Source organism: Bacillus sp. DWP3-1 (genome assembly GCF_049896565.1).
Lineage (GTDB): Bacteria > Bacillota > Bacilli > Bacillales > Bacillaceae > Bacillus.
The window spans coordinates 104,410-129,769 of record NZ_JAFCUN010000006.1 but is presented as its reverse complement, the minus strand read 5'-3'; the positions used below and the strand labels follow the sequence as shown (position 1 = coordinate 129,769).

Here is a 25,360-nt window from a genome sequence, read left to right as displayed (position 1 = left end):
GGTTTTCTATCACGCTGAAAAGAAGACAAAAGGCTAAAATGAAGATCATTTTAGCCCTTTGTCAACAATCTGAGAAGACTAGCAGGATGCTAGTCTTTTTATGATGAAGATGACACATCTCCTTTTTTCTTGATGCTCGCTGTAATGAGCTGTGTCAATGTGTCAGAGCCTTTTGTTGAAAGGTGAACACCATCCGGCTGAAAATAAGAGGGCTGTCCAGTAGCGGCTGAATGCCAATCGACAAGGGTCACATTGGAATATTGATCGGCCACTCGCTGAATGACTGCATTCACATCATTTTCCCAAGACCTTGGGACTCTTGTGTTCACAAGGAAAATGTGCGCCTTTGAAAATTGTTGAATGAATGCTGTCAATGTGCCCTCAGTAAAATAGCCATTCGTGCCAAGCTCAATAATAACAGCGGCATCAGATTGATTAAATGAAGCATATTGAGGAGCGATGCTGACGGCTTCGTTCATTTGTCTGCCAACCTTTGCATCGATGGTGATTTGTGCATATGCTTTTTCAAGATTCGGCGCAATGTCCAGCATGACGGAATCACCAATAGCAAGAATTTGGTGAAACTGTTTCTGATCTGCTGCTTTCTTCTCGTGTTTTTCTTTCTTTTTCTTAGCTTTTGGTTCCGCAGAGTCTCCTGCTTTTTTCGGTGCCGTCTTAATTTGTGTCACTTCCTTGGCATGTGGGGACGTATGGGACGAACTGGACATGCCAATGGTAAATAAGATCAAAAGAGCTGCTGCGATTCCAAGGAACACTTTATGAGACGTAGACCATTGTTTGAATCCCTTTTTCCAAATAGACCAAGAGGCAAAATATTGTCTGAAGCCATTCCGGCGAATCGGTTGTTCGATGAAGCGGTAAGAGGCCTCTGCAATGAGTAAAATGGCCATGATCTGCAATGCGACACGCCCCATAGAAGGCTGTCCAATTTCAATGACAGGGGTGGTCAGCACGATGATGGGATAATGCCACAGATAAATACTATAAGAACGCTTTCCGAGCCAGACGAGCGGCTGATAGGAGAGCCATTTTCCCAAAAGACTTGCAGGGTGGCAGATGCACGCAATTAAAATCGCTGCATTAAGACAGAATAAAAGCATGCCTCCCTGATAGAGGAAGCCGTCAAATTCGTCCACTGCATAAACACATAGAAGAAAAACCGCAAACGAACCAAAACCAGCGATATGTAAAATACGTCTGCCAACAGGAAGTAACTTTTTGCTGGACAGTCTTTGCATGGGCCATACAAAAGCCAGGCTGCACCCGATCAGAAGCGCAAATGCACGAGTATCTGTTCCGTAATAAACTCTGCTTGGATCGGTATCTGGTGAATAAAGAATCGCCATCCATAAGGCGGAGACAAGTGCAAGGCCAAAGGTGATCATTGGCAGATGGGATCTATTTTTCACCCATTTTAGCCCTGCAATCAATAGAATCGGCCAAATGATATAAAATTGCTCTTCTATCGCCAAAGACCACAAATTTTTCAGTGGAGATACAGCGTTGAAGCTATCAAAATAAGACAGCTGATGGAAGATGTACCACCAGTTACTGACATAAAAAAAGGACGATAAGGCATCGCCACGAATGGACAATAGTGCATTCGAACCCGCAATCGCACACCAGCTGACGGTTAAAAAAATCATCACGTAAGCAGCTGGAAGAAGCCTTCTGATCCGGCCCATCCAAAATGGTAAAAGCTCTTGATAGCCCAGATCCTGCTTATGTAACAAGATCGTCGTAATCAAGTATCCAGAAATCACAAAAAACAAATCAACGCCAAGAAACCCGCCGCTTGCAGGTCCGATATGTAAGTGATAAGCAATGACTGCCAATACAGCAACAGCCCTCAGCCCATCTAATCCTAATATATAACGTAAACGATTTTCCTTGCTGTTCATGAAAATGAATCCCCCATTTATGTCAAAACGCTTCTTTTTTGTTGTCATTCCAAAAGAACAACGATTCTTTTATTTTATATAAGATTAGACGGATCAGCATCACATTTTGTTGGCGAATTTCTGTCTTTTTTTAAAATTTTTATATAAAGAAAGAATTGATGGCCTGGAAGGCTGCCTTATTTTTATACTCAAAACCAAAATCCCTGTCATAATAAAAGAGAAGGAAAGGGGATGTGTGGAATGAGAACGATTGAAAATGATCAGTTATTGATTCAGGTCAATGAGAGAGGTGCCGAGGTCACAGAGGTGCTTCACAAGGAAAGCGGACGTCACTATATGTGGTCTGGCGATCCTGCTTATTGGGGCAGGGTGTCGCCAGTCTTATTTCCAATTGTCGGACGATTAAAGAATGACCAATACAAGATAGGTGATCAAACCTATGAGCTTGCGCAGCATGGATTCTTGCGGGATGTTGATTTTGATTTATATGAAGAAACGAAACATACGGTGACCTTTCAATATGAATCAAAAGGCCGCCACATCGAGCAGTATCCTTATGAATTTACAGCCCGTATTCGATACGAGCTGTCGGAAAATGGTCTGACGATTTCCTGGGAAATTGATCATGACGGAGATGACACGATGTATTTCTCCATTGGAGGGCACCCCGCATTTCATGTCCCGCTTGTTGAAGGTGAGCGCACAGCAGATTACTACCTGACATTGACCCCTTCCACTGAGTATCTTCCTGTCCAATATGAACTAAAAAATTCACTTGTCAGGGAGAAAGAAAAAGGCATTCAACTTGAACCGATTCAGCTTCGACCAGAGCTTTTTCAGCATGATGCGATGATCTATAGTCATATCAATCGAGTGTCATTGATTTCTCAGGCAGGTCACGGGGTTGAGGTTGATCTCACTGGTTTTCCGTTTGTTGGTATTTGGTCACCTTATAATAAAGAAAAAGGCACAATGGCTCCATTTGTATGTATTGAGCCTTGGTACGGTATTGCCGATGTTGAAGGGGCGAATGGGCAGTACAAGGAAAAGTTCGGTATTCAAACTTTAGAGAAGAATGAAACCTTCCAAGCCGCCTATACGATTTTCTTCAAATGAACATTTGTGCATGATAAGATGAACATTTTGTTATGATAGAAGAAAAAAGGAGGCGTACGAATGGATCGGGAGAAACAACAACTGAGTATTGAAGCGGCAAGGCTTTATTATTTATCGGATTACAGCCAGCAGGAAATTGCCAAACAACTCGACCTGTCGAGACCAACTGTGTCTCGGCTGCTTCAATATGCGAAGGAGAAGGGGTACGTCCAGATAACGGTAATGGACCCATTTGAAGACTTAAATGAGCTATCTTCATTGCTTAAGGAAAAATATGACCTGCTCGAAGCTCATGTGGTGTTTTCGCCCAAAGATGATTATCCAACTATTACCGAATACTTGAGCCAATTTGGTGCCGAGTACTTGCAAGACACAGTGAAAGACGGTGATATCGTTGGTGTGAGCTGGGGAACCACCATGTATCAAATTGCCCAAAAGATGCAACCTAAACAGGTCAAAGGTGTGGAGGTTGTCCAGCTGAAGGGTGGGATCAGCCACTCCCATGTGAATACATATTCTGCGGAAACCATCCAGCTGTTTGCTGAGGCCTTTCAAACAGCACCGCGCTATTTGCCGCTTCCTGTCGTATTTGACAGTGCTGCCGTCAAGGAGATGGTTGAGCAGGACAGACATATTCAGCGCATCATTGAAATGGGGAAACAGGCGAATATTGCTGTGTTTACTGTTGGAACGGTAAGAGATGAAGCACTTTTGTTTAGACTTGGTTATTTCCGTGAAGAAGAAAAAGCGCTGCTCAAAGCATCCAGCGTCGGAGACATCTGTTCGCGCTTTTATGATCAGGGAGGGCGCATTTGCAGTGAAGCGATTAACAACCGCACTATTGGTGTGGAGCTTGATGATTTAAGGACAAAAGAACGCTCCATTCTTGTCGCTGGTGGACATCGCAAGGTTGCTTCTATCCACGGGGCACTAAGAGGAAAATATGCGAACGTATTGATTATTGATCAGCATACAGCAAAGGCTCTTTTAAATGTCACAAAATAGATGAACAAAATTTCATAACTATGTTTACAAATGTTCATCGGTCATATATGATGAAAGTATCATAATTAAAAGGAAGTGTAAGCATGACGATAGCAAAGCTCATTGATCATACAGCACTAAAACCAGATACATCTAGAGCTGCCATTATGCAGTTACTTGAAGAAGCAAAAACTCATCAATTTGCATCCGTTTGTGTGAATCCAACTTGGGTATCTCTTGCAGCGAAGGAACTAGCAGGAACAGGCGTTGATGTATGTACAGTCATCGGTTTCCCGTTAGGTGCAAACACAACAGCAGTGAAAGCATTCGAAACAAATGATGCAATTGAAAACGGTGCAACTGAAGTGGACATGGTCATCAATATCGCGGCATTGAAAGACGGCGAATATGATGCAGTTGAACAAGATATTCGTGCAGTTGTAGACGCAGCAAAAGGCAAAGCCTTAGTGAAAGTCATCATTGAAACTTGTTTATTAACAGATGAAGAAAAAGTCAAAGCTTGTGAGCTTTCAGTAAAAGCTGGCGCTGATTTTGTGAAAACATCGACTGGATTTAGTACAGGCGGTGCAACAGCTGAGGATATCGCATTAATGCGTAAAACAGTTGGACCTGACATTGGTGTGAAAGCATCAGGCGGCGTGAGAACAAAAGAGGACGTTGAAGCGATGACAGCTGCAGGCGCTACCCGCATTGGTGCGAGTGCAGGCGTTTCTATTATCAAAGGGGACCAATCAGCTCCTTCGAAAGACTATTAATTCATACGATCCTATGGTAGGATAACATTCGTGACTCATAAATGATGAAAAAGTCATATGCGGAAGGATCTCACTTCTGGGAATTTCTTCCGCACTTTGTTTACTAAATAGGGTTTGTTCCATACAAGCGCATTAATGTAAACGAATTCATTCGAGGAGGAAAAACATGAAATACGTGATTGGTATCATCGGTTTGCTGGTGATTCTCGCCATTGCATGGCTGGCTAGTAACGGGAAAAAACGAGTAAAATTCCGTCCAGTATTTGTCATGATTGTACTGCAATTTATTTTAGGTTATATTCTGCTCAATACAGGTGTTGGAAACTTCCTAGTCGGCGGCTTTGCAAAAGGATTCCAAATGCTTCTAGGCTATGCCGGCGAAGGAATCAACTTCGTATTTGGCGGGTTAATGAATGATAATGCGTCAACTTTCTTCATCAACGTCTTACTGCCGATCGTCTTTATTTCGGCATTGATCGGTATTTTGCAGCATTGGCGTATCCTTCCGCTTATCGTACGCGGAATCGGTTATTTGCTTAGCAAAGTAAACGGTATGGGGAAACTAGAATCTTACAACGCAGTAGCGTCTGCGATTTTAGGACAATCAGAAGTGTTTATTTCTATTAAGAAGCAGCTTGGATTGTTACCTCAGCAGCGTCTTTATACATTATGTGCATCTGCGATGTCGACAGTATCGATGTCTATTGTCGGTGCGTACATGCAAATGATTAAACCAGAGTACGTGGTCACAGCACTTGTGCTGAACCTATTTGGTGGATTTATTATTGCGTCTATTATCAATCCATATGAAGTAGCTAAGGACGAAGACATGCTCGAAGTCGTTGAAGAAGAAAAGCAATCCTTCTTTGAAATGCTTGGCGAATATATTATGGATGGTTTCAAAGTAGCGATTGTTGTCGCTGCGATGTTGATTGGATTCGTTGCATTAATTGCGATGATTAATGGAATCTTTACAGCTGTCATCGGTGTTTCTTTCCAAGATGTACTTGGATATGTGTTTGCTCCATTTGCTTTCCTTATCGGTGTACCTTGGAGCGAAGCCGTACAAGCAGGAAGCATTATGGCAACGAAAATGGTATCTAACGAATTTGTGGCAATGCTTGCTCTAAATGGAGATAGTGTGCATTTCAGTGCTCGTACAGAAGCGATCATTTCTGTATTCCTTGTGTCATTTGCGAACTTCTCTTCTATCGGTATCATTGCTGGAGCAGTCAAAGGCTTAAACGAAAAACAAGGGAACGTTGTCGCACGCTTTGGATTAAAGCTGTTATTCGGTGCAACACTTGTCAGCTTCTTAACAGCAGGCGTTGTCGGTTTGATTTACTAATTTAAAAAAAGGAATGGTGAAAACAATGAGAATGGTAGATATCATTGCGAAAAAACGTGACGGAAAAGAATTATCTTCAGAGGAAATTTCTTTCTTTGTCAAAGAATATACAGACGGAACAATTCCCGACTACCAAGCAAGTGCCTTGGCTATGGCGATTTTCTTCCAAGATATGACGGATCAAGAACGTGCAGACTTAACGCTCGCTATGGCGAACTCAGGAGACACGATTGACCTGTCTGCCATTGAGGGTATTAAAGTAGACAAGCACTCAACAGGCGGTGTAGGCGATACAACAACGCTTGTACTTGCTCCTCTTGTGGCTGCACTTGATGTACCTGTTGCGAAAATGTCTGGCCGCGGCCTTGGACATACAGGCGGTACAGTGGACAAGCTTGAAGCGGTAAAAGGCTTCCACGTAGAAATTACAAAAGACGAATTCATCGAGCTTGTAAACCGTCATAAAGTAGCGGTCATTGGTCAATCAGGCAACCTGACACCAGCGGATAAAAAGCTTTATGCCCTTCGTGATGTGACAGGAACCGTTAACTCCATCCCGCTTATTGCAAGCTCTATTATGAGTAAGAAGATTGCTGCTGGTGCAGATGCAATCGTACTAGATGTGAAAACGGGCGCAGGTGCTTTCATGAAAACACCTGAAGACTCTGAGAAGCTTGCAAAAGCAATGGTTCGCATTGGAAACAACGTAGGCAGACAAACGATGGCTGTCATCTCTGATATGTCTCAGCCGCTAGGATTAGCGATTGGAAATTCCCTTGAAGTGAAAGAAGCGATTGACACGCTTAGAGGCGAAGGCCCTGAAGACTTAAACGAGCTTGTGCTCACATTAGGAAGTCAAATGGTTGTTCTTGCGAAAAAAGCAGAGACACTTGATGAAGCAAGAGAAAAGCTAATTGAAGTCATGAAAAACGGCAAAGCACTTGAGAAATTCAAGGAATTCTTAGAAAATCAAGGTGGAGACGGCTCGATTGTGGATCAGCCGGAAAAACTGCCGCAAGCCCCTTACCAAATCGACGTTCCTGCAAAAGAATCAGGTGTGGTTGCTGAAATCGTCGCAGACGAAATCGGTGTTGCAGCGATGATTCTTGGAGCAGGACGTGCAACAAAAGAGGACGAGATCGACCTATCTGTCGGCATCATGCTGAACAAAAAAGTCGGCGATCGTGTTGAAAAAGGAGATTCACTCGTGACACTTCATGCAAATCGTAAAGATGTTGCGAATGTCATGGAAAAAATTTATGACAACATCCGCATCGCAGATCATGCTGATGCACCAACTCTCATTCACACTGTGATCACAGAATAAAGGAAAAAGGACAAAAGTGCTTCGTCGCTTTTGTCCTTTTTTTGTTCATTTCTTTTTCTATTGAGATAAAAAATTTCACTTTATGAAACAAACCTCTTGCAATCATCAAATAATGGGTGTATATTAGTTGACGAGTCAATGATTGATATATCAACTAATTGATCTGAATAGAAAAGAGGGGATGGCATTGACTGCATTTTGCTCTGAAGAAGCAGAGGTATTATACCGTTTGCAGTGCGTGAACCGTATGATGGGTGTGAAGTTCGAAGCATGCACGGGCATCAGCCAATCAAGACTAGAGTTGCTATCACTGTTATTCCAAGCCGACGAAATCAGCCAGTCAGATTTGCAGAAAAAAGTAAATATTGACAGTGCGGCTGTGACGCGTCACTTAAAACAGTTAGAAACAAAAGGAATGGTTACGCGCAGAAGAAAGCCAGAAGATAATCGAGTCACACTTGTTCGTCTGACAGAAGAAGGCAGAACGAGAATCGAAGCTTCTAAAAAAGAAAAAGAACGATTTATCTCAGAAATGCTTGAAAACGTAAGTGACGAAGAACGAAAGCTTCTCACTGATGTGCTCATCCGTATACAACAAAACATCGAAAAGATTCAAACAACCTAAAGGAGTGTTGCAACATGGCTACAACATTAAAAACAAACGATTTTATGGAAATTATGAAAGGGCGCCGCTCTATTCGTAACTATGACCCAGCTGTGAAAATCAGCAAAGAAGAAATGGCAGAGATTTTAGAAGAAGCAACAACGGCACCATCATCAGTGAATGCACAGCCTTGGCGCTTTATGGTCATTGACAGCCCAGAAGGAAAAGAAAAGCTTGCACCACTTGCAAAATTCAACCAAACTCAAGTGTCAACATCAGCAGCTGTCATTGCAGTATTTGCAGATATGAAAAGCAATGAATACTTAGATGAAATTTATTCAAAAGCAGTAGAGCATGGCTACATGCCGCAAGAAGTGAAAGAAAGACAAATTGCTGCACTAACTGCACACTTTGAGGTTCTTCCAGAGCAAGTCAATCGCGAAACAATCTTAATTGACGGTGGAATTGTGTCTATGCAGCTTATGCTTGCAGCACGTGCACACGGCTATGATACAAATCCAATTGGCGGATTTGATAAAGAAGTCATCGCTGAAACATTTGGCTGGGATAAAGAACGTTATGTACCAGTGATGCTGTTATCAATTGGGAAAGCTGCTGACGAAGGTTATGCATCTTACCGCTTACCGATTGAACGCATTACAGAGTGGAAATAATATCTTTTAAAAAGGAGACGATCATATGATTATTATTCATGCAGGGATGACCATTCATTCAGAAAAAGAAAACGTATTTCTAGAAGAAATCAATGCATTAATGAAAGCTTCACAAGCTGAAGAAGGCAATGTATCCTACAAGCTGTTCAAGGATACAGAAAAGGAAAATACCTTTTTAATGGTAGAAGTGTGGAAAGATGACGCTGCGGTTCAGAGCCATAATGCAAGTGCACATTTCCAAGCTTTCGTAGCGAAGGCAAAAGAATTCTTAGCCGCTCCACTTGACGTTGTTGCATTTCAAGGCCAGCAGCTTTCATAGTAAAACAACAAACACCCTAGGCGGTTATCGTCTAGGGTTCTTTTATTTTCGACACCTTGTTCCACCCATTTCAATCCCGTATTGTGCATTTTCCACAAAGTTTCTGAAAATAAAATGTTTTTCGACTTAAGTATATTGGAATATGCTAGAATGAGATATTATTTATTACCAAATTAGGGAGGAACTAATATGAAAAAAGGGAAATGGACGAGCATTGCACTAACAGCTGTCCTCAGTTTAGGCACATTGGCAGCTTTCAGCACCCCTCTATCTGCCCACACCACAGAGAAATCAACATCCTCAGATGGCGGTCATTATTCAGGTATTCCATTTGACGCAAGTGTCGTGAATGAAGACCGTCTCATCAAAGCCTTGAAAAAACAAGGAAAGATCAAAAAAAATGCCAATGAGGCAGAAACCCAAAAAGCATTAAAGAAATATCTAAAGAAAAAAGAAGAATCTGCCATGAAACAAAGTGCAAGCACCTTAACAGAAGAGCCTGAATTTCTGAAAGAATACAAACAAGAGGTACATAACAAATTAGCCAAAAAGAAAAAGTTAAAGAAGCATAAAGGAAAAGAAGGGAATCATGTAAAACCGGTCAAAAAGGAAAAGTATAAAGGCGATGTTCGCAATGATAAGGTATTGGTTTTATTAGTAGATTTTAAAGATTATAAGCATAATAGTATTAAAAAAGAAGAGACTGATATGTACTATGACAAGTACAATCAACAGCACTATCAAGATATGCTTTTCGGAAAAAATGGCTACATCGGTCCAGATGGTAAACGTAAAGTATCCATGAAGCAATATTATGAAAAGCAGTCCGGCGGTAGTTACACAATCAGTGGAACAGTTGCAGGATGGTATACAGCTAAGCATGAAGCAGCCTATTACGGTGGAAACGTACCAGACGAATCAGGCAGTGACGGCAAACCGCGTGAATTGGTGAAAGAAGTACTCGAAGCAGCAGCAAAAGACCCGAACATTGATCTCGGTGAATATGATCAATGGGACCGCTATGATATGGATGGAGACGGCGTTTATAACGAACCAGACGGCATCATTGACCATCTGATGGTCGTTCATGCTGGCGTAGGTGAAGAAGCTGGCGGCGGACAACTTGGCTCTAATGCGATTTGGTCGCACCGCTGGTCACTTGGTGATGTATTTGAAATTCCAAACACTGAATCTGAAGTCGGGCAAGGCGGAAAATTAGGTGCGTTAGATTACACTATCGAACCTGAAGATGGCGCGGCAGGCGTGTTCACACATGAATTTGGACATGATCTTGGTCTTCCTGATGAGTACGATACACAGTACACAGGCGGAGGCGAGCCTGTTTCATACTGGTCGATCATGTCAAGCGGAAGCTGGGCAGGTAAAGTCCCTGGAACGGAACCAACAGGCTTTAGTCCATATGCGAAAGAAATGCTTCAAAACTTGCATGGTGGTAACTGGCTTACTGGACAAACCATTGATGGTAAAACATTAAAGAAAAGCAAAACAGTGCTGATTGATGAAGCAGCAACAAAAGGAACGAATCATGATGCGGTTCGAGTGGATTTACCAGATAAAGAGATTGTGGTCACAAAACCTGCTCAAGGACAATATTCGTACTTCAGCGGAACGGGTGACAATTTGAATGCGACCATGACAACAACAGGTATCGATTTGTCGAAGGGGAGCAAAGCAAAGCTTACATTTAAAGCATGGTACGATATCGAAGAAGATTATGATTATGCGTATGTAGAAGTACGTGAAACAGGAACTGATCAGTGGAAGACCATTGCTGGTAACATCACGAATGATCGAAATGAAGCAGGTGCGAACGAAGGCAATGGAATTGACGGAAAATCGGACGGATGGGTAGATGCAGCCTTTGATCTTTCTGCTTATGCAGGGAAGAAAATCGACCTGCAATTCCGCTATACAACCGATGCAGGCTATTCACTGCCAGGGTTATTTGTAGATGATTTAAACATCACAGCAGATGGGACGAAAGTGTGGTCAGATGATGCCGAGGGCACGTCTACTTTCACCTTTAACGGATTCTCAAAATCTAATGGAAAACAATATGCACCCCAATATTATTTGTTAGAGTGGCGCTCTTATGCTGACGTTGATAAAGGCTTAAAGCATATCAAACGTGGGGCAAGCCTCATGAGCTATAATAACGGTTTGGTCGTGTGGTATGTCGATCAATCCTATAGTGATAACTGGGTAGGAAATCACCCAGGGAACGGTTTCCTTGGGGTAGTAGATGCTGATCAGCAAGTATTGAAGTGGAGTGACGGCTCCATTGCTGCCACAGGCTTCCAAGTACATGATGCAGCATTTTCTTTGAATCCAAGTACGAAGCTCAATATTGATTATACAGCGACAACGGGCTTAACGTTGGTAGATCGCTATATTCGTCCGACTCGTACATTTAGTGATAAAAAGAATTATGTGAATCCAAATAATCCAGATGCAGGGCGTGATGTACCAACATACGGTCTATCCTTTAAAGTCGTTGGACAAAGTAAGGATCGTTCTGTTGGAAAGGTATTAATTTCTAAAAGTAACTAAACAGAAAGCCGGATTCTACCATTGAATCCGGCTTTTTGATATGGTAATAAAATGTTTTTGATGAAAAGGGCGGCTTTTTGGTCGAATGTCTGTTCTTTTTTATTTTGATATCCGAATGAAATCATTATATAATAGAGACTGGAAGGTTTTTCTTTCATACATGGTTCTTTTTTAGCTGTTAAAACAAAGGAAAGGATGAGCGTTACCAATGAGTTGTGTCACTGCTAAGCAATTGAAGGTGATTAGAGGGACGATGCAGACTTTTTGCAGCCATTTGGAGTATGATGGTCACGGTAAGCTTCATATCAATACCATCATGGCTTTTATTAAAAAGGAATTCGGTGTGAGAAAAATGAAAGACATTCCACAAAGCCGGTTTACTGAAGCGCTTGAATTAATACAAGACTTTGATTTATACACGGATAAAATAGAGATTCGTGATCGTCTATCAGAAAGGAATTAACTAAATTGAATATTTTAGCAATGATATTAGTAGGAATTGTCGCATTAGAACACATTGTCATTATGTTATTAGAAATGTTTTTTATGGAATCAAAGATGGCAAAGAGATCCTTTAAGCTGCCAGAACACTTGCAAAAGGATCCAAATGTAAAAGTGATGTTTGCCAATCAGGGGCTTTATAACGGGTTTTTAGCTGCAGGACTCATTTGGGGGCTCATTCTCGGATCGAATACTGTTGGATATATGATTCAGCTATTTTTCATTCTTTGTGTGATCATCGCTGCGGTATTTGGCGGTGTGACCTCTAATAAATCAATCATCATCAAGCAAGGAGTACCAGCGCTTCTTGCATTAATTGCGCTTATCCTGGCAATTTAACCATAAATAAAGCCGCCCTAGTGAGGGCGGCTTTTATCTTTTTCGAAGACCCATCAGACGAATAATGGATGTCAGACAAAGAGCAACGGCAACAGCCAAAATAATTTTTCCATACATGACCCCTGTTAGGTTCATCAAAAAGACGGCCAATATGATACAGAGCGTGATGATGATCATCACAATCGAATAGGTTTTCATCTCTTTTCCACTCCTTTTAAAGTCCCCTCACATCCGAGAGGTCTATCCATCTTACCTCATATGATATCACTCAATGACAATTTTACATGAAATTCCCTACCAATAGAATGTGACATATTGATTAGATTTGATGTCATGCCATATTTTTTAGAAAATCGGGTATACCATAAAGAGCTGCATTGAAGTTTAATTGCTTGATATTTAATTGTGCAAAATATAAAATAACCATATGATATATCGAAAGGATGATCAAGATGAGTAAGAAAGTGTTATTAGTATCGACAAGCAGTTCGGAAATGAACGGACATCCAACAGGCTTATGGCTAGAAGAATTGGCAGAGCCATTTCATATTTTTAAAGAAAATGAACTAGATGTCCAAATTGTCTCTATTCAAGGAGGCACTGTCCCTATTGATAAAAATTCCATTCCAGAAGGTGTTCCAGCGCAATATCAAGATGTATATGAATTACTTGAAGACACAAAGGCGCTTACAGATGTGAACCCAGCTGATTATGATGGCATCTTCTTTGCGGGAGGACACGGCCCAATGATCGACTTTGCATCTAATCAATTGGTAGCCGATGCAATCTTAGCCATTTCAGACAAAAATGGTGCAGTCGGAGCTGTTTGTCACGGTGTTTCAGCATTCGTTGATGTGAAGGATCAAGATGGCAAATCATTTATCGAAGGCAAAAAAATCACAGGCTTCACAAACGAAGAAGAGGAAGCTGTTCAGCTGACATCAAAGGTTCCATTTTTATTGGAAACAAAACTTCGTGAGCAAGGGGCAGCGTTTGAAAAAGGAGATGCCTTTGCACCATTCGCTGTAGTTGACGGGCAAATCATTACTGGACAAAACCCAGGTTCCAGTGCAGAAACAGCACGCCTGTTTGTTAAAACCATTTCATAAAATGATCAAAAACCAGTCGTAATATATGCGGCTGGTTTTTTTTGTCATAAAGATGTCCTAAAAAAGACCAAAACAATGAATAGAATAATGGTAAAATATTAACAGGGCAAAAAACCCAATTAAGGAAAAAGGGGATGTTCCTGTGAGAGCATTTTATGTGAAAATCACTGCAGCTTTATTGTCTATTTTACTCGTCACAACAGGTTTATTTTCACCAGCATTAAAAGCAGAAGAAGCACCGAAATCAGATGGGAAATTGTCACCACTGACGGAAAAAGCCATTCAGCAAGTGCAAGAGTCGTTTTTGAAGCAGGATGAAGGAACCGCTATCCAACAGAAGCAACTGAAAAAATCTTTTAAAGTAGATAAGAAAAATGGAATCAGTATCAAAAGAAAAGCCGCTAAAGACGGCAAGATGCGTACATCTGCCGTTCGCTCCATTGATGGACTAGCAATCAACCAATCGGTTGTCTTATCAGAGGACGACCCAGTTGATTTATGGTTTTTAAGCACGTCTTCACCTCAGGCACTCATCAGCCGGATTACCTCTTCAAATCCCGACTATTTCGTTCAATTATTTGTTGTTGATTATGAAACAGGACAAGCGTACCCGACAGACCTGATTCAGCCCGCAGGCAGTCTCCTTGGTTTGACCAACTTACCAGCGGGTGACTACGCATTCGGTATCACAAGCGGTGGAGATTTCGGAGACTCTTACACGTTACAAGTGAATGCAAAAAACCCGCCCAATTTCACAGGGGCTGTGTCCCTATCGTCAACCTTACAATACTTTGTAGCTGAGTATGCAAATGGGGATGTATTTGCAAATGGCGCAAAAGTATACAACAAGCAATCGAAGACAGCAGATTATGAATGGGAGCGTGTATTTTATTTCTCTTATGATGGTAAATACGAACAAAGAACCCACTCAATTTCAAGTGTAAAAGTGAAAAGCATTTCCGCTCCAGTGTCGTACTCAGCGCCTTATGCAAGCTCCTCAGAGGCCATTCTCGTCTACTTAGATGTTGAGACATTGTTTATGTACCATCAATCTTCATATGCAAGCGGTCAATATTACCACGATACCTTTGTAGATACACTTGGCAAGAAAACGCCAAGGTATTTAGATATTGATGATATGACAAATTACGGTGATCATATTTTAGCTGTTGATTTGAAAACAGGAAAGCCAATTGATTTCTTCAGTGTCCTTAATTTTTACTATGCCGCAGGGATCGAGAAGCTGCCAACGATCAAAACATTGAATTAAGAAAGGTGGTTGACATCAAATCACCACATGTGTAGAGTAAAGATAATTAAATGACAAAAGTCCACTAGGGGAGTCATGTATGACTGAGACAAGAAGAAATCTTGGACCCTTTGAACCTGATCTAGTTCGTACTAGCGGAGGGAAGTGGAGCTGGACCTTGTCTTATTCATGATTGAATCGATAAGAAGGCCGCTCCATTTGGGGTGGCTTTTTCATTTATTCAACTGAAGAAGAGGAGGCTTTTTTTATGACGTTTTCAGCGCAATTAAGAAAAGAAGCAGAACCATTATTTGAAGCCATTTATCAGCATCCGTTTGTCAAAGGCCTGGCAGCAGGAAAGCTGGAAAAGGAACAGATCATTCATTACGTCAAACAAGATGCAGAATACTTACATGCATTTATTAAAATTTATGCAGCGGCTCTAAGCAGATGTACAGACAAAGAAGATATTGCCTTTTTCCATCAGCAGATTGCGTTTGTACTAGATAGTGAGACGCACCCTCATCAAAATCTTTGCCGAGTGGCAGGTGTATCATATGATGAGCTCCAAGGTGCTTCATTGGCTCCGAGTGCTCATCACTATATTCATCACATGCTGCAAGTCGCCCAGGAAGGCACGCTTGGGGAAATCATTGCTGTCCTGCTTCCATGTCCTTGGACATATTGGGAAATTGGAAAACGAATGCTCTCAGACGTGCAGCCTGACCCGTCACATCCGTTTTATGAGTGGATCACGTTTTATGGAGGGTTAACCGTCTCTATTACAGTGGAGCTTTGCAAGCGGCTCGATCAGCTGGCGGAAGGAGCAAGTGAGAAGGAAAAGGAAAAAATGAAACAGCACTTTATCTTAAGCTGTCAGCTTGAGTACAAGTTTTGGGACATGGCGTTTACGGTGGAAGAGTGGCCAGTTCCATTGGAGGTGCATTCATCATGACATGGAAGATGAAAGAAGTCGTCCTTGCTGTCATTTTATCCGTTGCGTGCGGTGTCATCTATTTAGGGTGGTCCACACTTTACTTACCAATTACAGCACTTGTTGGCCCAGCAGGAGGCAACATCATGTTTGGCATTTGGGTGATTGCCAGTCCAATCGTCGCGTATATCATCCAAAAGCCGGGAGCTGCCCTGATTGCAGAAACAGCCGCTGCCGCTGTGGAATTACTGACAGGCAGCCACTTTGGTCTTTCAGCCCTGCTGATTGGTGTATGCCAAGGGCTTGGGGCAGAAATCGCCTTTGCTCTTTTTGGTTATAAACGATATCGCATGTGGACACTGATGCTGTCAGGTGCCTTTGCAGCTGTTGGAGCAATGGCATATAGCCTCGTTGCAAATGGCTTTGGTTATTACACGCCTCAAGTTTTACTCATCACACTGATGACTCAAATCATCAGCGGGATGATACTGGGCGGATGCTTAGCGAAAGTTGTGGTCGACGCATTATCCAAAACCGGTGTACTGAATCAATATGCCATCATGAAAGAAAAACGAAACAAAGGTGAACAGCATGGATTCATTTCTCGCGTGCAATAATCTCACTGTCCGTTTTTATGAACAGCCTCAGCCTGTTTTGCATCAAATCTCTCTTTCCATTCAAAAAGGAGAAAAGGTGCTTATTTTAGGACCAAGCGGGAGCGGTAAATCCACACTCATTTCAGTTCTGGCTGGGATTATTCCAGAACATATGGAAGCTGACATGCAGGGCGAAGTGATATTGCAAAGACATACAGGCGTCATGTTTCAAGATCCTGACTCCCAGTTTTGTATGCACCGCGTCAATGAAGAAATTGCCTTTAGCTTAGAGAACCGTTCCGTCCCTCGTGAAGAGATGGATGACATCATTCAGCAGCTCATGCAAAAAGTCCAACTCGATGTCGATCCGAATACAGACATTCATACATTATCTGGCGGCATGAAGCAGCGATTGGCACTTGCTTGTTTACTAGCGTTAGAGCCAGATGTGCTGTTCTTTGATGAACCGACCGCACAGCTTGATCCAGCAGGCAGAATGGAGATATTTCAGCTTCTACAGCAGCTTGCAGGTGATCAGCGACAAACCATGATTTTTGTAGAGCATGTGCTAGATGGTGTCATCGAATGGGTGGACCGGGTGATTTTATTAGACGATCAAGGCAGCATTTTAGCAGAGGGGCCTCCAAAAGATGTGCTCGCGACATATGAAGAAGAAATGAAAGAGGCAGGGATTTGGCGGCCAAAATTATTTCCCGAGAAATGGTCCACAATTATTCAAGACCCATTTCATCCAATGAGTCAAACGCTTATGCAAACCTTTGAAGCAAGAAAAGAGCAGCGTAAAAAAGTGCCGTCGACTGAGCGAGAGACCATCATTCGCACAGAAGATCTTCAATTAAGTTATGAAAAAAAAAGGATTATGAGTGACCTTCAGCTGGATATCAAAGCAGGGGATTGGGTGGCGATAATTGGGGAAAATGGAAGCGGGAAAAGCACATGTCTCAAACATTTAGTCCGTTTAGAGCCAATGAAAAAAGGCAGCATTTTCTTAAAAGAGACACCCCTCAAAAAGTGGTCTGACCGACGACTATATGAAAAAACAGGCTTTGTGTTTCAAAATCCGGAGCTTCAATTCATACAAGACACAGTCTACGATGAAATCGCATTTGGTGGAAGACAGCGAAATTGGCCAGAATCCGTTGTGCAAGAAAAAACAGTTCAGCTATTGGAAGAGTTCGGTTTAGAGAAGCATGCAAAAGCGCATCCTTTCACCTTAAGCTTAGGTCAAAAAAGAAGATTGAGTGTGGCCACAATGCTCCTTTTTGATCAGGATGTACTATTGTTAGACGAACCGACTTTCGGGCAGGATGAAAGAACGGCGAAGGAATTAATGAGGCGTTTGAAAGAGCGTCAATGCCAAGGCACCACCATTTTGATGGTCACTCATGATATGGACCTCGTCGATAAGTGTGCCGATCAAGTGCTTCTTTTTCACCAAGGAAAGCATGTGTATGATGGCACGCCTTATGATTTATTTTCAAATCAGGAACTTGTCGATGCTTATCAGCTGAGAGCCCCTTTGCATTATCGCTATGTGGCTGAAAGAAAGGACGTGCTGACGATTGCAAAGTAATCACTCCTTTCTTTCCAATGTGAATCCAGTCATCAAATTACTCGCTCATCTGCTTGCGATGTGTTGTCTCATGGCGATATCTGACCCTAAAACAACCTTCATCATCTGGCTGTTTGCACTTGGTATTGGACTTGTCTTAGGCGGATGGAATATGAAGTATCTTTTCACAAGACTTGTCCCTTATCTGCTCTTTTTTATTCTCGTATTTTGGATGATGGCGGCCTTTGGCAAGGGGGATCATACTGTTTGGAAGTGGGCATGGTTTCATATCACAGAGGAGAGTTTGAAAAATGGCCTTACCATTTCTTTCAGAATGCTTGGCTTTGTGACATTCGGTCTCCTTTTTACGTCCACAACAGATTTGACGGCCTTTATGATGAGCTTAATACATCAATGCCGAATGTCCCCAAAATGGGCATATGGGATGCTTGCCGGCTTCCGGTTTATCCCGTTATTTCAAAGTGAATTAAAGCAAATGAAGGCAGCACATAAAATCAGAGGCTATAAGCAAAAAAACAGCTGGAAAGCCTTTATGCGTTATGCACTTCCTCTTTTTACGCAGGGCGTACGAAAATCAGAGCGCTTAGCGATTGCGATGGAAGCACGAGGTTTCACGGGGGCTAGGGAGCGGACGTATTATCATGTCATCAGCACTTCGTGGATCGACTATATGTATCTTTTGCTCATCGGTATCAGTGTCTTGATGTGCATGTCCTTTTTTTAAAAATACCCACATTCTATTGATAGAATGTGGGCTTTTTATATGTCTTAGGTCATTTGATTGATATTAGTGCACATTACAGGCTGTAATAGACCTTATAACGAACCGATAAAGAGGATGTACTGAGAAAAAGAGAGGATGAACGTGAGCGAATGTCACAGAGAATTGATAACATAATAGACGCTTTACCAATCATTGGACTAGCTATGAGAGAGCAACTAACCTTTTCTGTTTTAGGGAAAGAGAAGGTTCTTTATTATCAGCAACATGGGAACATTGACTTAGGGTTTAAAGCTGGGGACATAGTAGCTCCAGGGTTCGAAAACTTTTCTATGTTGAAAAATGGGAGAGAGCCATCGTTTATCCAAATTCCGAAAGAGGTATACGGGATTCCAATGGATATTGTAGCCGTTCCAATTAAAGATGAGACGGGTCAAGTAGTCGCTGCTTTCTGCGTGGCCTATGACCAGACCAATCAACAACGATTAGATCACATCATGACGGAGAGCAACCAAGCTTCCGAAAAACTAGTCGCAATGGTTCAGCAAGTTGCCGCACATTCAGAGGAACTACAAGCGACAAGTGAACAAATTCTACAAAACACGAAAACCACTGTCGAAAATTCCTCTAAAATCAATCAAGTGTCCAATCTTATAAAAGGTATCTCTGATCAAACGAACTTACTTGGACTCAACGCATCAATTGAAGCTGCAAGAGTAGGTGAAGCAGGAGCAGGCTTCGGAGTGGTCGCAACGGAAGTGAGAAAGCTGTCAACTCACGCCAAACAAGCGACGACGGATATTGAAACAGCGCTAAAAGATGTGCAGGGATCGATTAAAGGAATGGAAGAAGAAATAGCACAAATTGTCGCTTCCTCTGAGCATCAAGCAGAGCTTGTAGGCACGTTCACAAAAATTATTGAAGGTCTTCATGAAACAAATGAAACGATGAAATCACTGGCAGAAGACTTAGTGAACTATCAAGTGAAATAAAAAATACCGACCAAAACCTCCAGATGAATCGGAGGTTTTTTTACGTTTTAAGGTGGGCAAGTTGTTCGGATAATGACCGATTTATCGCTGACAGGCAGGGTACACTTCTGTATGATAGAAAAAGAGATACTAGTCTGGTCAGTAGACCTATTCATAAGGAGGAAGACCATCGTGACACAATCAGCGAAGCTGCAAGAAATAATAGCACCTTACCGTACAATGTTAGATCAAACTGAACAACCAATGATTCAATTACAGATGAAACAAGGAAAAACAGGATCATACGACAGCAAAATTGCAGGCGATCCTTACTTCCCAAAAAACGACGAATATCCAGTTGATGGTGAAGGGCACCCTATGAAGCTTTTGGCACAAATGAATTTTGGACAGCTGCCGAAGCTGAAGGATTATCCAGAAACAGGGCTTCTGCAAATTTTTATTTCTGTGCATGATGATCTTTATGGGATGAATATTGACCATAAAACAGAGCAAAAAAATTTTCGGATCAAATTTATTGAGGAACCTTTCTTGGCAGAAGAAGAGTTGTTGACTGATTTTTCTTTTGTGAAAATTCCTGATGATTTTTATTTTCCTGTGACAAAGGAAGGCGTCATTACAGGTGAACGATCAAGTGAAACGATTAGTGTAGAAGATTTCCGCTTTGAGAAAATCACAGGTAAGCGCAGCTGGGACCTATTCGAAGATGTAAAAGGCATTGATGGAGATGAAGCGGATGCCTTGCTAGATGAATTTCATGATGCAGCGAGTGGCTTTGGTCACAAATTGGGCGGATATCCAGGCTTTACACAAGAGGACCCGCGTACCTATGAAGACCAGGAACATACCGTTCTGTTATTACAAATCGACTCAGATGATGAAGTAGATCTGTTGTGGGGAGATTGCGGAATCGCCAACTTTTTTATCAAACCAGAAGACCTCAAACGAAAAAATTTCGAGAATGTCGTCTATAATTGGGATTGCTCCTAATTTTGTAAAAAACACTCTTTAAGCACTCTTTTTAGAGTGTTTTTGTGTATGTTTTTAGACTTTTTTGCCCCTATTTCGTCATTTTTGAGAGGTAATATGTCATTCTTTCTAGTTGACCGTATCAAAAAAAAATGTAAAATCATCTTAAAGTCCTCTTTTTTGAAGATAATAATAAAATGACATATCAATCTACAATGAGATGCTCGAAAAAGTGGAATGTACTGGGGGATATCAATTGATCATTTCGAAAGTAATCAATAATAATGTGGTCAGTGCGTATGATGACGAGCAGCATGAGCTGGTCATTATGGGCAGAGGGATCGCTTTTCAAAAGAAAAGTGGAGATCCGATTGACGAAGAACGTATTGAAAAAGTATTTTCCATTCAAAATAAAGATATATCAGAAAAATTCAAAACCCTGCTTTATGATATTCCAATCGAGTATATGCAAGTGTGTGAGGCGATTATTGATCATGCGAGAACAACCCTTAATAAAAATTTGAATGACAGCATCTATGTGACGCTCACGGATCATATCACCTTTGCTATTGAACGTCATCAAAAAGGAATGGACATCAAAAATGCTTTGCTCTGGGAAATCAAGCGGTTGTACAAAGAAGAGTTCATGTGTGGTGTAGAAGCGATCCGGATTATTCAGGACAAGCTTAACATTCATCTTCCTGAGGATGAAGCCGGTTTTATTGCCATGCATATTGTCAATGCAGAGCTCAATGAAGAAATGCCAAACGTGATTCAAATTACCAAACTCATTCAAGATATTTTAAATATCGTCAAGTATCACTTTCAAATTGATTTAGACGAGGAATCATTAAATTATTTCCGTTTTGTCACGCATTTGAAGTTTTTTGGACAGCGTCTGTTTAACGAAACACAAATGGAAAATCAAAATGAATTCCTGTATGAAGTAGTAAAAGAAAAAAACACCGCAGCTTTTCAATGCGCTGAAAAAATTAACGATTATGTTCAAAAAGAATACAACCGAAGTCTCATAGAAGATGAGATGCTATATTTAACTTTGCATATCGACAGAGTGGTAAAAAGAAAATAAATTCAAAAAGAAAGCGTTGACATCATAAAATTAACATGATAATTTATAACTATAAACGAAATAACCCACAATCTTTTAGGATTGTTACTGGTCAAGCAGGCAAAACCTAAATCATTGTCCCTATCTTTGATAAGGCGTGATTTAGGTTTTTTTATATCTAAAGACTTATAAAAATTAAATAACGATCAATCGCTATGAAGGATTGTTACTGGTTAAGCAGGCAAAACCTAAATATCGATTAATGTCTGAATTGCTATTTCTCGGACATTAATGGATGTTTAGGTTTTTTCTATATCATGATTTAATCAACGATTGGAGGGTAATACAATGAACCACAAACAAACAGCAAAAGAAGTTCTAGAGCTTGTCGGCGGTGAAAAGAACGTCAAGCACGTCACGCATTGTATGACAAGACTTCGCTTCAACTTATACGATGAAGGCAAAGCGGATAAAGAGAAGCTGCAATCAACAGACGGCGTCATGGGTGTGAATCAAAGCGGAGGCCAATATCATGTCATTATCGGCAATGATGTTTCAAATGTCTATCAAGCGATGATTGCTGACTCAGGACTGTCAACAGATGTAAAGTCAGGCGGTACAGAAGAAGCATCAAAACAAAATGTGATATCAAAACTTTTCGATTTTATCTCTGGTGTCTTCACGCCGATTCTTCCAGCCATCGCTGGAGCCGGTATGATCAAAGGAATATTGGCACTCATGCTTACGTTCCAGTGGATATCAGATAAAAGCAGTACGTATGCAATTTTAACAGCCATCGGAGACGGAGCCTTTTACTTCTTACCGATTCTACTAGCTGTAAGCGTAGCCAAAAAACTTGGCACAAATCAGTATATTGCCGCTGCCATTGCAGCAGCCGCACTGCACCCGCAGTTAACTGCTTTACTGGGCGCGGGAAATACAGAATTTCTAGGCTTGCCAGTGGTTTCTGTTGTGTACTCTTCATCGGTGATTCCAATTCTACTCACCATCTGGCTCGGTTCATATGTTGAAAGATTTGCAGAAAAATATAGTCCGAAATCATTAAAGATCATCCTTGTTCCAACGGTCACACTTCTTGTCGTTGTACCAATTATGCTCATCGCTGTTGGACCGCTTGGTGGGATTATCGGAAATGGTCTTTCAGGTGGAATTGATTTATTGTTTAAACATGCAGGTATTTTGGCCGGACTCTTGATCGGCGGCTTCATGTCACCATTGATCATTACGGGTATGCACTATGCACTACTTCCAATCATGATCAACAACATTACGTTAAACGGTTTTGACTACATTCTCCCAATGATGTTTGTAGCGAATATGGCCCAAGCAGGCGCAGCATTCGGTGTCTTCTTGAGATCAAAAAACAAAACTTTCAAATCATTGGCGATGTCTACAAGTATCACAGCATTAATGGGTATTACTGAACCTGCTATGTATGGTGTGAACATGCGATTGAAAAAACCGTTCTTTGCAGCCCTCATTGGTGCAGCAGCAGGCGGCGTGTTCATGTCGATCTTTAAAGTAAAATCATATGTTGTGTCGGGATCAGCAGGTATTCCAGGTATCCCAACATTCGTTGGCCCAACATTTGTCTACTCAATCATCGGTTTAGTGATCGGCTTTGTCGTAGCAACCATCATGACACTTGTTCTAGGGTTCAAAGATGTACCAGTGAAAGATGATACAAAGGCAGACAAACCAGAAGAAAAGAAAGATACAGCAGCACTTCAAAATGAAGTGGTACAAAGCCCGCTTGAAGGTCAACTAAAGCCGCTAAATCAAGTGAATGATGCAACATTCTCTAATGAAATCATGGGTAAAGGTGCAGCCATTGTCCCAACAGTTGGACGTGTTGTAGCACCGTTCAACGGTAAGGTTGAAACCATTTTTCAAACGAAACATGCCATTGGCTTAAAGAGTGACCAAGGCACAGAGCTTCTCATCCATGTTGGAATTGATACAGTGAAGCTTGGCGGAAAGCATTTCACAAGTCATGTGCAGTCAGGTGATCTTGTTCAAGCAGGAGATGTGCTCGTTGAATTTGATATCGAGGGCATTCAGCAAGAAGGCTATGATGTCACGACACCAATTATCGTCACCAATACAAATGATTTCGCACAGGTTGATGCGAAAACAGATGGCACGATTACAGTGAAAGAGACACTGCTCACAGTCAGTGTAGAAGAAAACGAGGAGGGCATTCAACATGAACAAGTTAGAAAAAACATTTCCTAAAGGTTTCTTATGGGGCGGCGCTGTTGCGGGCAACCAAATTGAAGGTGCTTATAATAAAGATGGAAAAGGCTTATCGACAGCTGATGTATCACCGCACGGTATTATGCATCCATTCGATGAATCAATGAAAGATTTGAACTTATATCATGATGCGATTGACTTCTACCATCGCTATAAAGAAGATATTGCACTCTTTGCAGAAATGGGATTCAAATGCTTCAGACTATCCATTTCTTGGCCGCGTATTTTCCCAAATGGCGACGATGCTGAACCAAATGAAGCAGGCCTTGCTTTTTATGACAGAGTATTTGATGAACTGCATAAGCATGGAATTGAACCAGTTGTCACGATTTCTCATTATGAAATGCCGCTTGCACTTGTGAAAAACTACGGCGGTTGGAGAAACCGTAAGCTTGTCGATCTTTATGAAACATACGCGAAAACGTTGTTTACTCGCTATAAAGACAAAGTGAAATATTGGATGACCTTTAATGAAATCAACGTCGTGTTACATGCGCCTTTCACTGGCGGCGGACTTGTATTTGAAGAGGGTGAAGACGAGAAAAGCATTCAATATCAAGCAGCGCATCACCAATTTGTTGCAAGTGCTTTAGCTGTCAAAGCAGGACACGAAATCATTCCTGATGCGAAAATCGGCTGTATGATTGCAGCGATGACAACTTATCCGTACAGCTCAAGACCAGAAGATATGTTTGCTGCAATGGATCAGGATCGTAAAACATTGTTCTTCTCAGATGTACAGGCAAGAGGCTACTACCCAGGTTACATGAAACGATACTTCCGCGAAAATGGAATTCATATTGAGTTCCAAGATGGTGATGAAGACATCCTAAGAAACCATACAGTGGACTATATTGGCTTCAGCTATTATATGAGTTTTGTGACAAGTACAGATCCAGAGGTTCTTGGACAAGTTACTGGTGGTAACCTATTTGAAGGCGTGAAAAACCCTTATCTAGAAGCAAGTGATTGGGGCTGGCAAATTGATCCAAAAGGACTTCGTACAACACTAAACCAGCTATATGACCGCTACCAAAAACCATTGTTTATTGTAGAAAATGGATTGGGAGCTGTCGATCAAGTAGAAGAAGACGGATCCATTCAAGACGATTACCGAATTGATTACCTCAGAAGTCATTTGCTAGAGGCGAGAGAAGCCATTGCAGATGGAGTAGACTTGATGGGTTATACAAGCTGGGGCCCAATTGACCTTGTCAGCGCATCAACAGCTGAAATGAAAAAGCGCTACGGCTTCATATATGTTGACCGTGATAACGAAGGAAAAGGTACATTAGATAGAAAGAAAAAGAAAAGCTTCGATTGGTATAAACAAGTGATTGCGACAAATGGTGATCATTTAGATGCATAAAAG

24 protein-coding genes and 1 riboswitch are annotated in these 25,360 nt (G+C 41.5%); of the genes, 22 read left to right on the top strand and 2 right to left on the bottom strand.

Annotated features, from left to right (window positions below):
- Positions 1-98: 98 nt before the first annotated feature.
- Positions 99-1,922 carry an acyltransferase family protein gene (locus ACP7A0_RS14180; protein WP_375566620.1) on the bottom strand — a complete coding sequence of 608 codons (1,824 nt, stop codon included), beginning with the start codon at positions 1,920-1,922 and terminating at the stop codon, positions 99-101.
- A 240-nt stretch (positions 1,923-2,162) separates the two neighbouring features.
- On the opposite strand from ACP7A0_RS14180, the gene ACP7A0_RS14175 reads away from it, so the two are divergent.
- The 11 genes from ACP7A0_RS14175 to ACP7A0_RS14125 all read left to right on the top strand — a co-directional run bounded on the left by ACP7A0_RS14175 (position 2,163) and on the right by ACP7A0_RS14125 (position 12,481).
- Positions 2,163-3,038, top strand: coding sequence for an aldose 1-epimerase family protein (locus tag ACP7A0_RS14175; protein ID WP_426005542.1), 876 nt, complete (start codon positions 2,163-2,165; stop codon positions 3,036-3,038).
- 60 nt (positions 3,039-3,098) lie between these two features.
- A complete protein-coding gene (locus ACP7A0_RS14170) occupies positions 3,099-4,043 on the top strand; it encodes a sugar-binding transcriptional regulator (RefSeq protein ID WP_212040790.1) in 945 nt (314 codons plus the stop codon).
- An 83-nt stretch (positions 4,044-4,126) separates the two neighbouring features.
- Entirely contained in the window at positions 4,127-4,798 is a 672-nt protein-coding gene (gene deoC, locus ACP7A0_RS14165; protein WP_060597615.1) for a deoxyribose-phosphate aldolase, read from the top strand.
- A gap of 166 nt (positions 4,799-4,964) precedes the next feature.
- The gene (locus tag ACP7A0_RS14160; protein WP_375566617.1) at positions 4,965-6,146 is read left to right on the top strand and encodes a NupC/NupG family nucleoside CNT transporter; all 1,182 of its coding nucleotides are present in this window, start codon (positions 4,965-4,967) and stop codon (positions 6,144-6,146) included.
- A gap of 25 nt (positions 6,147-6,171) precedes the next feature.
- On the top strand, positions 6,172-7,473 hold the full coding sequence (locus ACP7A0_RS14155; protein WP_375566615.1) for a pyrimidine-nucleoside phosphorylase: 1,302 nt from the start codon (positions 6,172-6,174) through the stop codon (positions 7,471-7,473).
- A 181-nt stretch (positions 7,474-7,654) separates the two neighbouring features.
- Positions 7,655-8,098, top strand: coding sequence for a MarR family transcriptional regulator (locus tag ACP7A0_RS14150; RefSeq protein WP_008345718.1), 444 nt, complete (start codon positions 7,655-7,657; stop codon positions 8,096-8,098).
- A 14-nt stretch (positions 8,099-8,112) separates the two neighbouring features.
- Entirely contained in the window at positions 8,113-8,751 is a 639-nt protein-coding gene (locus ACP7A0_RS14145) for a nitroreductase family protein (RefSeq protein ID WP_012011776.1), read from the top strand.
- A 25-nt stretch (positions 8,752-8,776) separates the two neighbouring features.
- Positions 8,777-9,070, top strand: coding sequence for a putative quinol monooxygenase (locus ACP7A0_RS14140; RefSeq protein ID WP_106048024.1), 294 nt, complete (start codon positions 8,777-8,779; stop codon positions 9,068-9,070).
- A gap of 189 nt (positions 9,071-9,259) precedes the next feature.
- Complete coding sequence (locus ACP7A0_RS14135) at positions 9,260-11,641, top strand: immune inhibitor A domain-containing protein (RefSeq protein WP_106030689.1); 2,382 nt, start codon at positions 9,260-9,262, stop codon at positions 11,639-11,641.
- Between the two features lie 208 nt (positions 11,642-11,849).
- Positions 11,850-12,104, top strand: coding sequence for an ORF6C domain-containing protein (locus tag ACP7A0_RS14130; protein WP_012011773.1), 255 nt, complete (start codon positions 11,850-11,852; stop codon positions 12,102-12,104).
- 5 nt (positions 12,105-12,109) lie between these two features.
- The gene (locus tag ACP7A0_RS14125; protein WP_034660494.1) at positions 12,110-12,481 is read left to right on the top strand and encodes a DUF1304 domain-containing protein; all 372 of its coding nucleotides are present in this window, start codon (positions 12,110-12,112) and stop codon (positions 12,479-12,481) included.
- A gap of 33 nt (positions 12,482-12,514) precedes the next feature.
- Here ACP7A0_RS14125 and ACP7A0_RS14120 read toward each other — a convergent pair whose 3' ends face one another.
- A complete protein-coding gene (locus ACP7A0_RS14120) occupies positions 12,515-12,679 on the bottom strand; it encodes a hypothetical protein (protein ID WP_003214630.1) in 165 nt (54 codons plus the stop codon).
- Positions 12,680-12,933: 254 nt separating this feature from the next.
- Between ACP7A0_RS14120 and ACP7A0_RS14115 the strand changes: the two genes are divergently transcribed.
- The 11 genes from ACP7A0_RS14115 to ACP7A0_RS14065 all read left to right on the top strand — a co-directional run bounded on the left by ACP7A0_RS14115 (position 12,934) and on the right by ACP7A0_RS14065 (position 25,357).
- Positions 12,934-13,590: a type 1 glutamine amidotransferase domain-containing protein gene (locus ACP7A0_RS14115; protein ID WP_060597611.1), complete on the top strand. Its 657-nt coding sequence runs from the start codon at positions 12,934-12,936 to the stop codon at positions 13,588-13,590.
- A 142-nt stretch (positions 13,591-13,732) separates the two neighbouring features.
- Entirely contained in the window at positions 13,733-14,860 is a 1,128-nt protein-coding gene (locus ACP7A0_RS14110) for a hypothetical protein (RefSeq protein ID WP_066031531.1), read from the top strand.
- 56 nt (positions 14,861-14,916) lie between these two features.
- Positions 14,917-15,020: riboswitch (TPP riboswitch) on the top strand.
- 87 nt (positions 15,021-15,107) lie between these two features.
- Positions 15,108-15,794 carry a thiaminase II gene (gene tenA / locus ACP7A0_RS14105; RefSeq protein WP_106061346.1) on the top strand — a complete coding sequence of 229 codons (687 nt, stop codon included), beginning with the start codon at positions 15,108-15,110 and terminating at the stop codon, positions 15,792-15,794.
- Positions 15,791-16,390, top strand: a complete 600-nt coding sequence (locus tag ACP7A0_RS14100; protein ID WP_034660488.1) for an ECF transporter S component — start codon at positions 15,791-15,793, stop codon at positions 16,388-16,390. The genes tenA and ACP7A0_RS14100 overlap by 4 nt, the downstream gene beginning before the upstream one ends.
- Positions 16,365-17,963: an ABC transporter ATP-binding protein gene (locus tag ACP7A0_RS14095; RefSeq protein ID WP_106061348.1), complete on the top strand. Its 1,599-nt coding sequence runs from the start codon at positions 16,365-16,367 to the stop codon at positions 17,961-17,963. Before ACP7A0_RS14100 ends, ACP7A0_RS14095 begins: the two co-directional genes overlap by 26 nt.
- On the top strand, positions 17,953-18,687 hold the full coding sequence (locus ACP7A0_RS14090) for an energy-coupling factor transporter transmembrane component T family protein (RefSeq protein WP_060597607.1): 735 nt from the start codon (positions 17,953-17,955) through the stop codon (positions 18,685-18,687). The genes ACP7A0_RS14095 and ACP7A0_RS14090 overlap by 11 nt, the downstream gene beginning before the upstream one ends.
- Before the next feature lie 149 nt (positions 18,688-18,836).
- A complete protein-coding gene (locus tag ACP7A0_RS14085; RefSeq protein ID WP_034660484.1) occupies positions 18,837-19,676 on the top strand; it encodes a methyl-accepting chemotaxis protein in 840 nt (279 codons plus the stop codon).
- Positions 19,677-19,847: 171 nt separating this feature from the next.
- A complete protein-coding gene (locus tag ACP7A0_RS14080) occupies positions 19,848-20,663 on the top strand; it encodes a YwqG family protein (RefSeq protein WP_106061351.1) in 816 nt (271 codons plus the stop codon).
- Between the two features lie 235 nt (positions 20,664-20,898).
- Entirely contained in the window at positions 20,899-21,732 is an 834-nt protein-coding gene (gene licT, locus ACP7A0_RS14075; protein ID WP_034660482.1) for a BglG family transcription antiterminator LicT, read from the top strand.
- Positions 21,733-22,059: 327 nt separating this feature from the next.
- Positions 22,060-23,967: a beta-glucoside-specific PTS transporter subunit IIABC gene (locus ACP7A0_RS14070; RefSeq protein ID WP_095285609.1), complete on the top strand. Its 1,908-nt coding sequence runs from the start codon at positions 22,060-22,062 to the stop codon at positions 23,965-23,967.
- Entirely contained in the window at positions 23,939-25,357 is a 1,419-nt protein-coding gene (locus ACP7A0_RS14065) for a glycoside hydrolase family 1 protein (RefSeq protein WP_282059719.1), read from the top strand. The genes ACP7A0_RS14070 and ACP7A0_RS14065 overlap by 29 nt, the downstream gene beginning before the upstream one ends.
- The last annotated feature ends 3 nt before the right edge of the window (positions 25,358-25,360 follow it).

Coding starts and splice junctions, on each gene's coding strand:
- ACP7A0_RS14175 (WP_426005542.1), top strand. CDS start 2,163: ATGAGAACGATTGAAAATGATCAGTTATTGATTCAGGTCAATGAGAGA.
- ACP7A0_RS14160 (WP_375566617.1), top strand. CDS start 4,965: ATGAAATACGTGATTGGTATCATCGGTTTGCTGGTGATTCTCGCCATT.
- deoC (WP_060597615.1), top strand. CDS start 4,127: ATGACGATAGCAAAGCTCATTGATCATACAGCACTAAAACCAGATACA.
- ACP7A0_RS14135 (WP_106030689.1), top strand. CDS start 9,260: ATGAAAAAAGGGAAATGGACGAGCATTGCACTAACAGCTGTCCTCAGT.
- ACP7A0_RS14115 (WP_060597611.1), top strand. CDS start 12,934: ATGAGTAAGAAAGTGTTATTAGTATCGACAAGCAGTTCGGAAATGAAC.
- ACP7A0_RS14145 (WP_012011776.1), top strand. CDS start 8,113: ATGGCTACAACATTAAAAACAAACGATTTTATGGAAATTATGAAAGGG.
- ACP7A0_RS14070 (WP_095285609.1), top strand. CDS start 22,060: ATGAACCACAAACAAACAGCAAAAGAAGTTCTAGAGCTTGTCGGCGGT.
- ACP7A0_RS14095 (WP_106061348.1), top strand. CDS start 16,365: ATGGATTCATTTCTCGCGTGCAATAATCTCACTGTCCGTTTTTATGAA.
- tenA (WP_106061346.1), top strand. CDS start 15,108: ATGACGTTTTCAGCGCAATTAAGAAAAGAAGCAGAACCATTATTTGAA.
- ACP7A0_RS14120 (WP_003214630.1), bottom strand. CDS start 12,679: ATGAAAACCTATTCGATTGTGATGATCATCATCACGCTCTGTATCATA.
- ACP7A0_RS14170 (WP_212040790.1), top strand. CDS start 3,099: ATGGATCGGGAGAAACAACAACTGAGTATTGAAGCGGCAAGGCTTTAT.
- ACP7A0_RS14100 (WP_034660488.1), top strand. CDS start 15,791: ATGACATGGAAGATGAAAGAAGTCGTCCTTGCTGTCATTTTATCCGTT.
- ACP7A0_RS14140 (WP_106048024.1), top strand. CDS start 8,777: ATGATTATTATTCATGCAGGGATGACCATTCATTCAGAAAAAGAAAAC.
- ACP7A0_RS14085 (WP_034660484.1), top strand. CDS start 18,837: ATGTCACAGAGAATTGATAACATAATAGACGCTTTACCAATCATTGGA.
- ACP7A0_RS14065 (WP_282059719.1), top strand. CDS start 23,939: ATGAACAAGTTAGAAAAAACATTTCCTAAAGGTTTCTTATGGGGCGGC.
- ACP7A0_RS14155 (WP_375566615.1), top strand. CDS start 6,172: ATGAGAATGGTAGATATCATTGCGAAAAAACGTGACGGAAAAGAATTA.
- ACP7A0_RS14150 (WP_008345718.1), top strand. CDS start 7,655: ATGGCATTGACTGCATTTTGCTCTGAAGAAGCAGAGGTATTATACCGT.
- ACP7A0_RS14180 (WP_375566620.1), bottom strand. CDS start 1,922: ATGAACAGCAAGGAAAATCGTTTACGTTATATATTAGGATTAGATGGG.
- ACP7A0_RS14130 (WP_012011773.1), top strand. CDS start 11,850: ATGAGTTGTGTCACTGCTAAGCAATTGAAGGTGATTAGAGGGACGATG.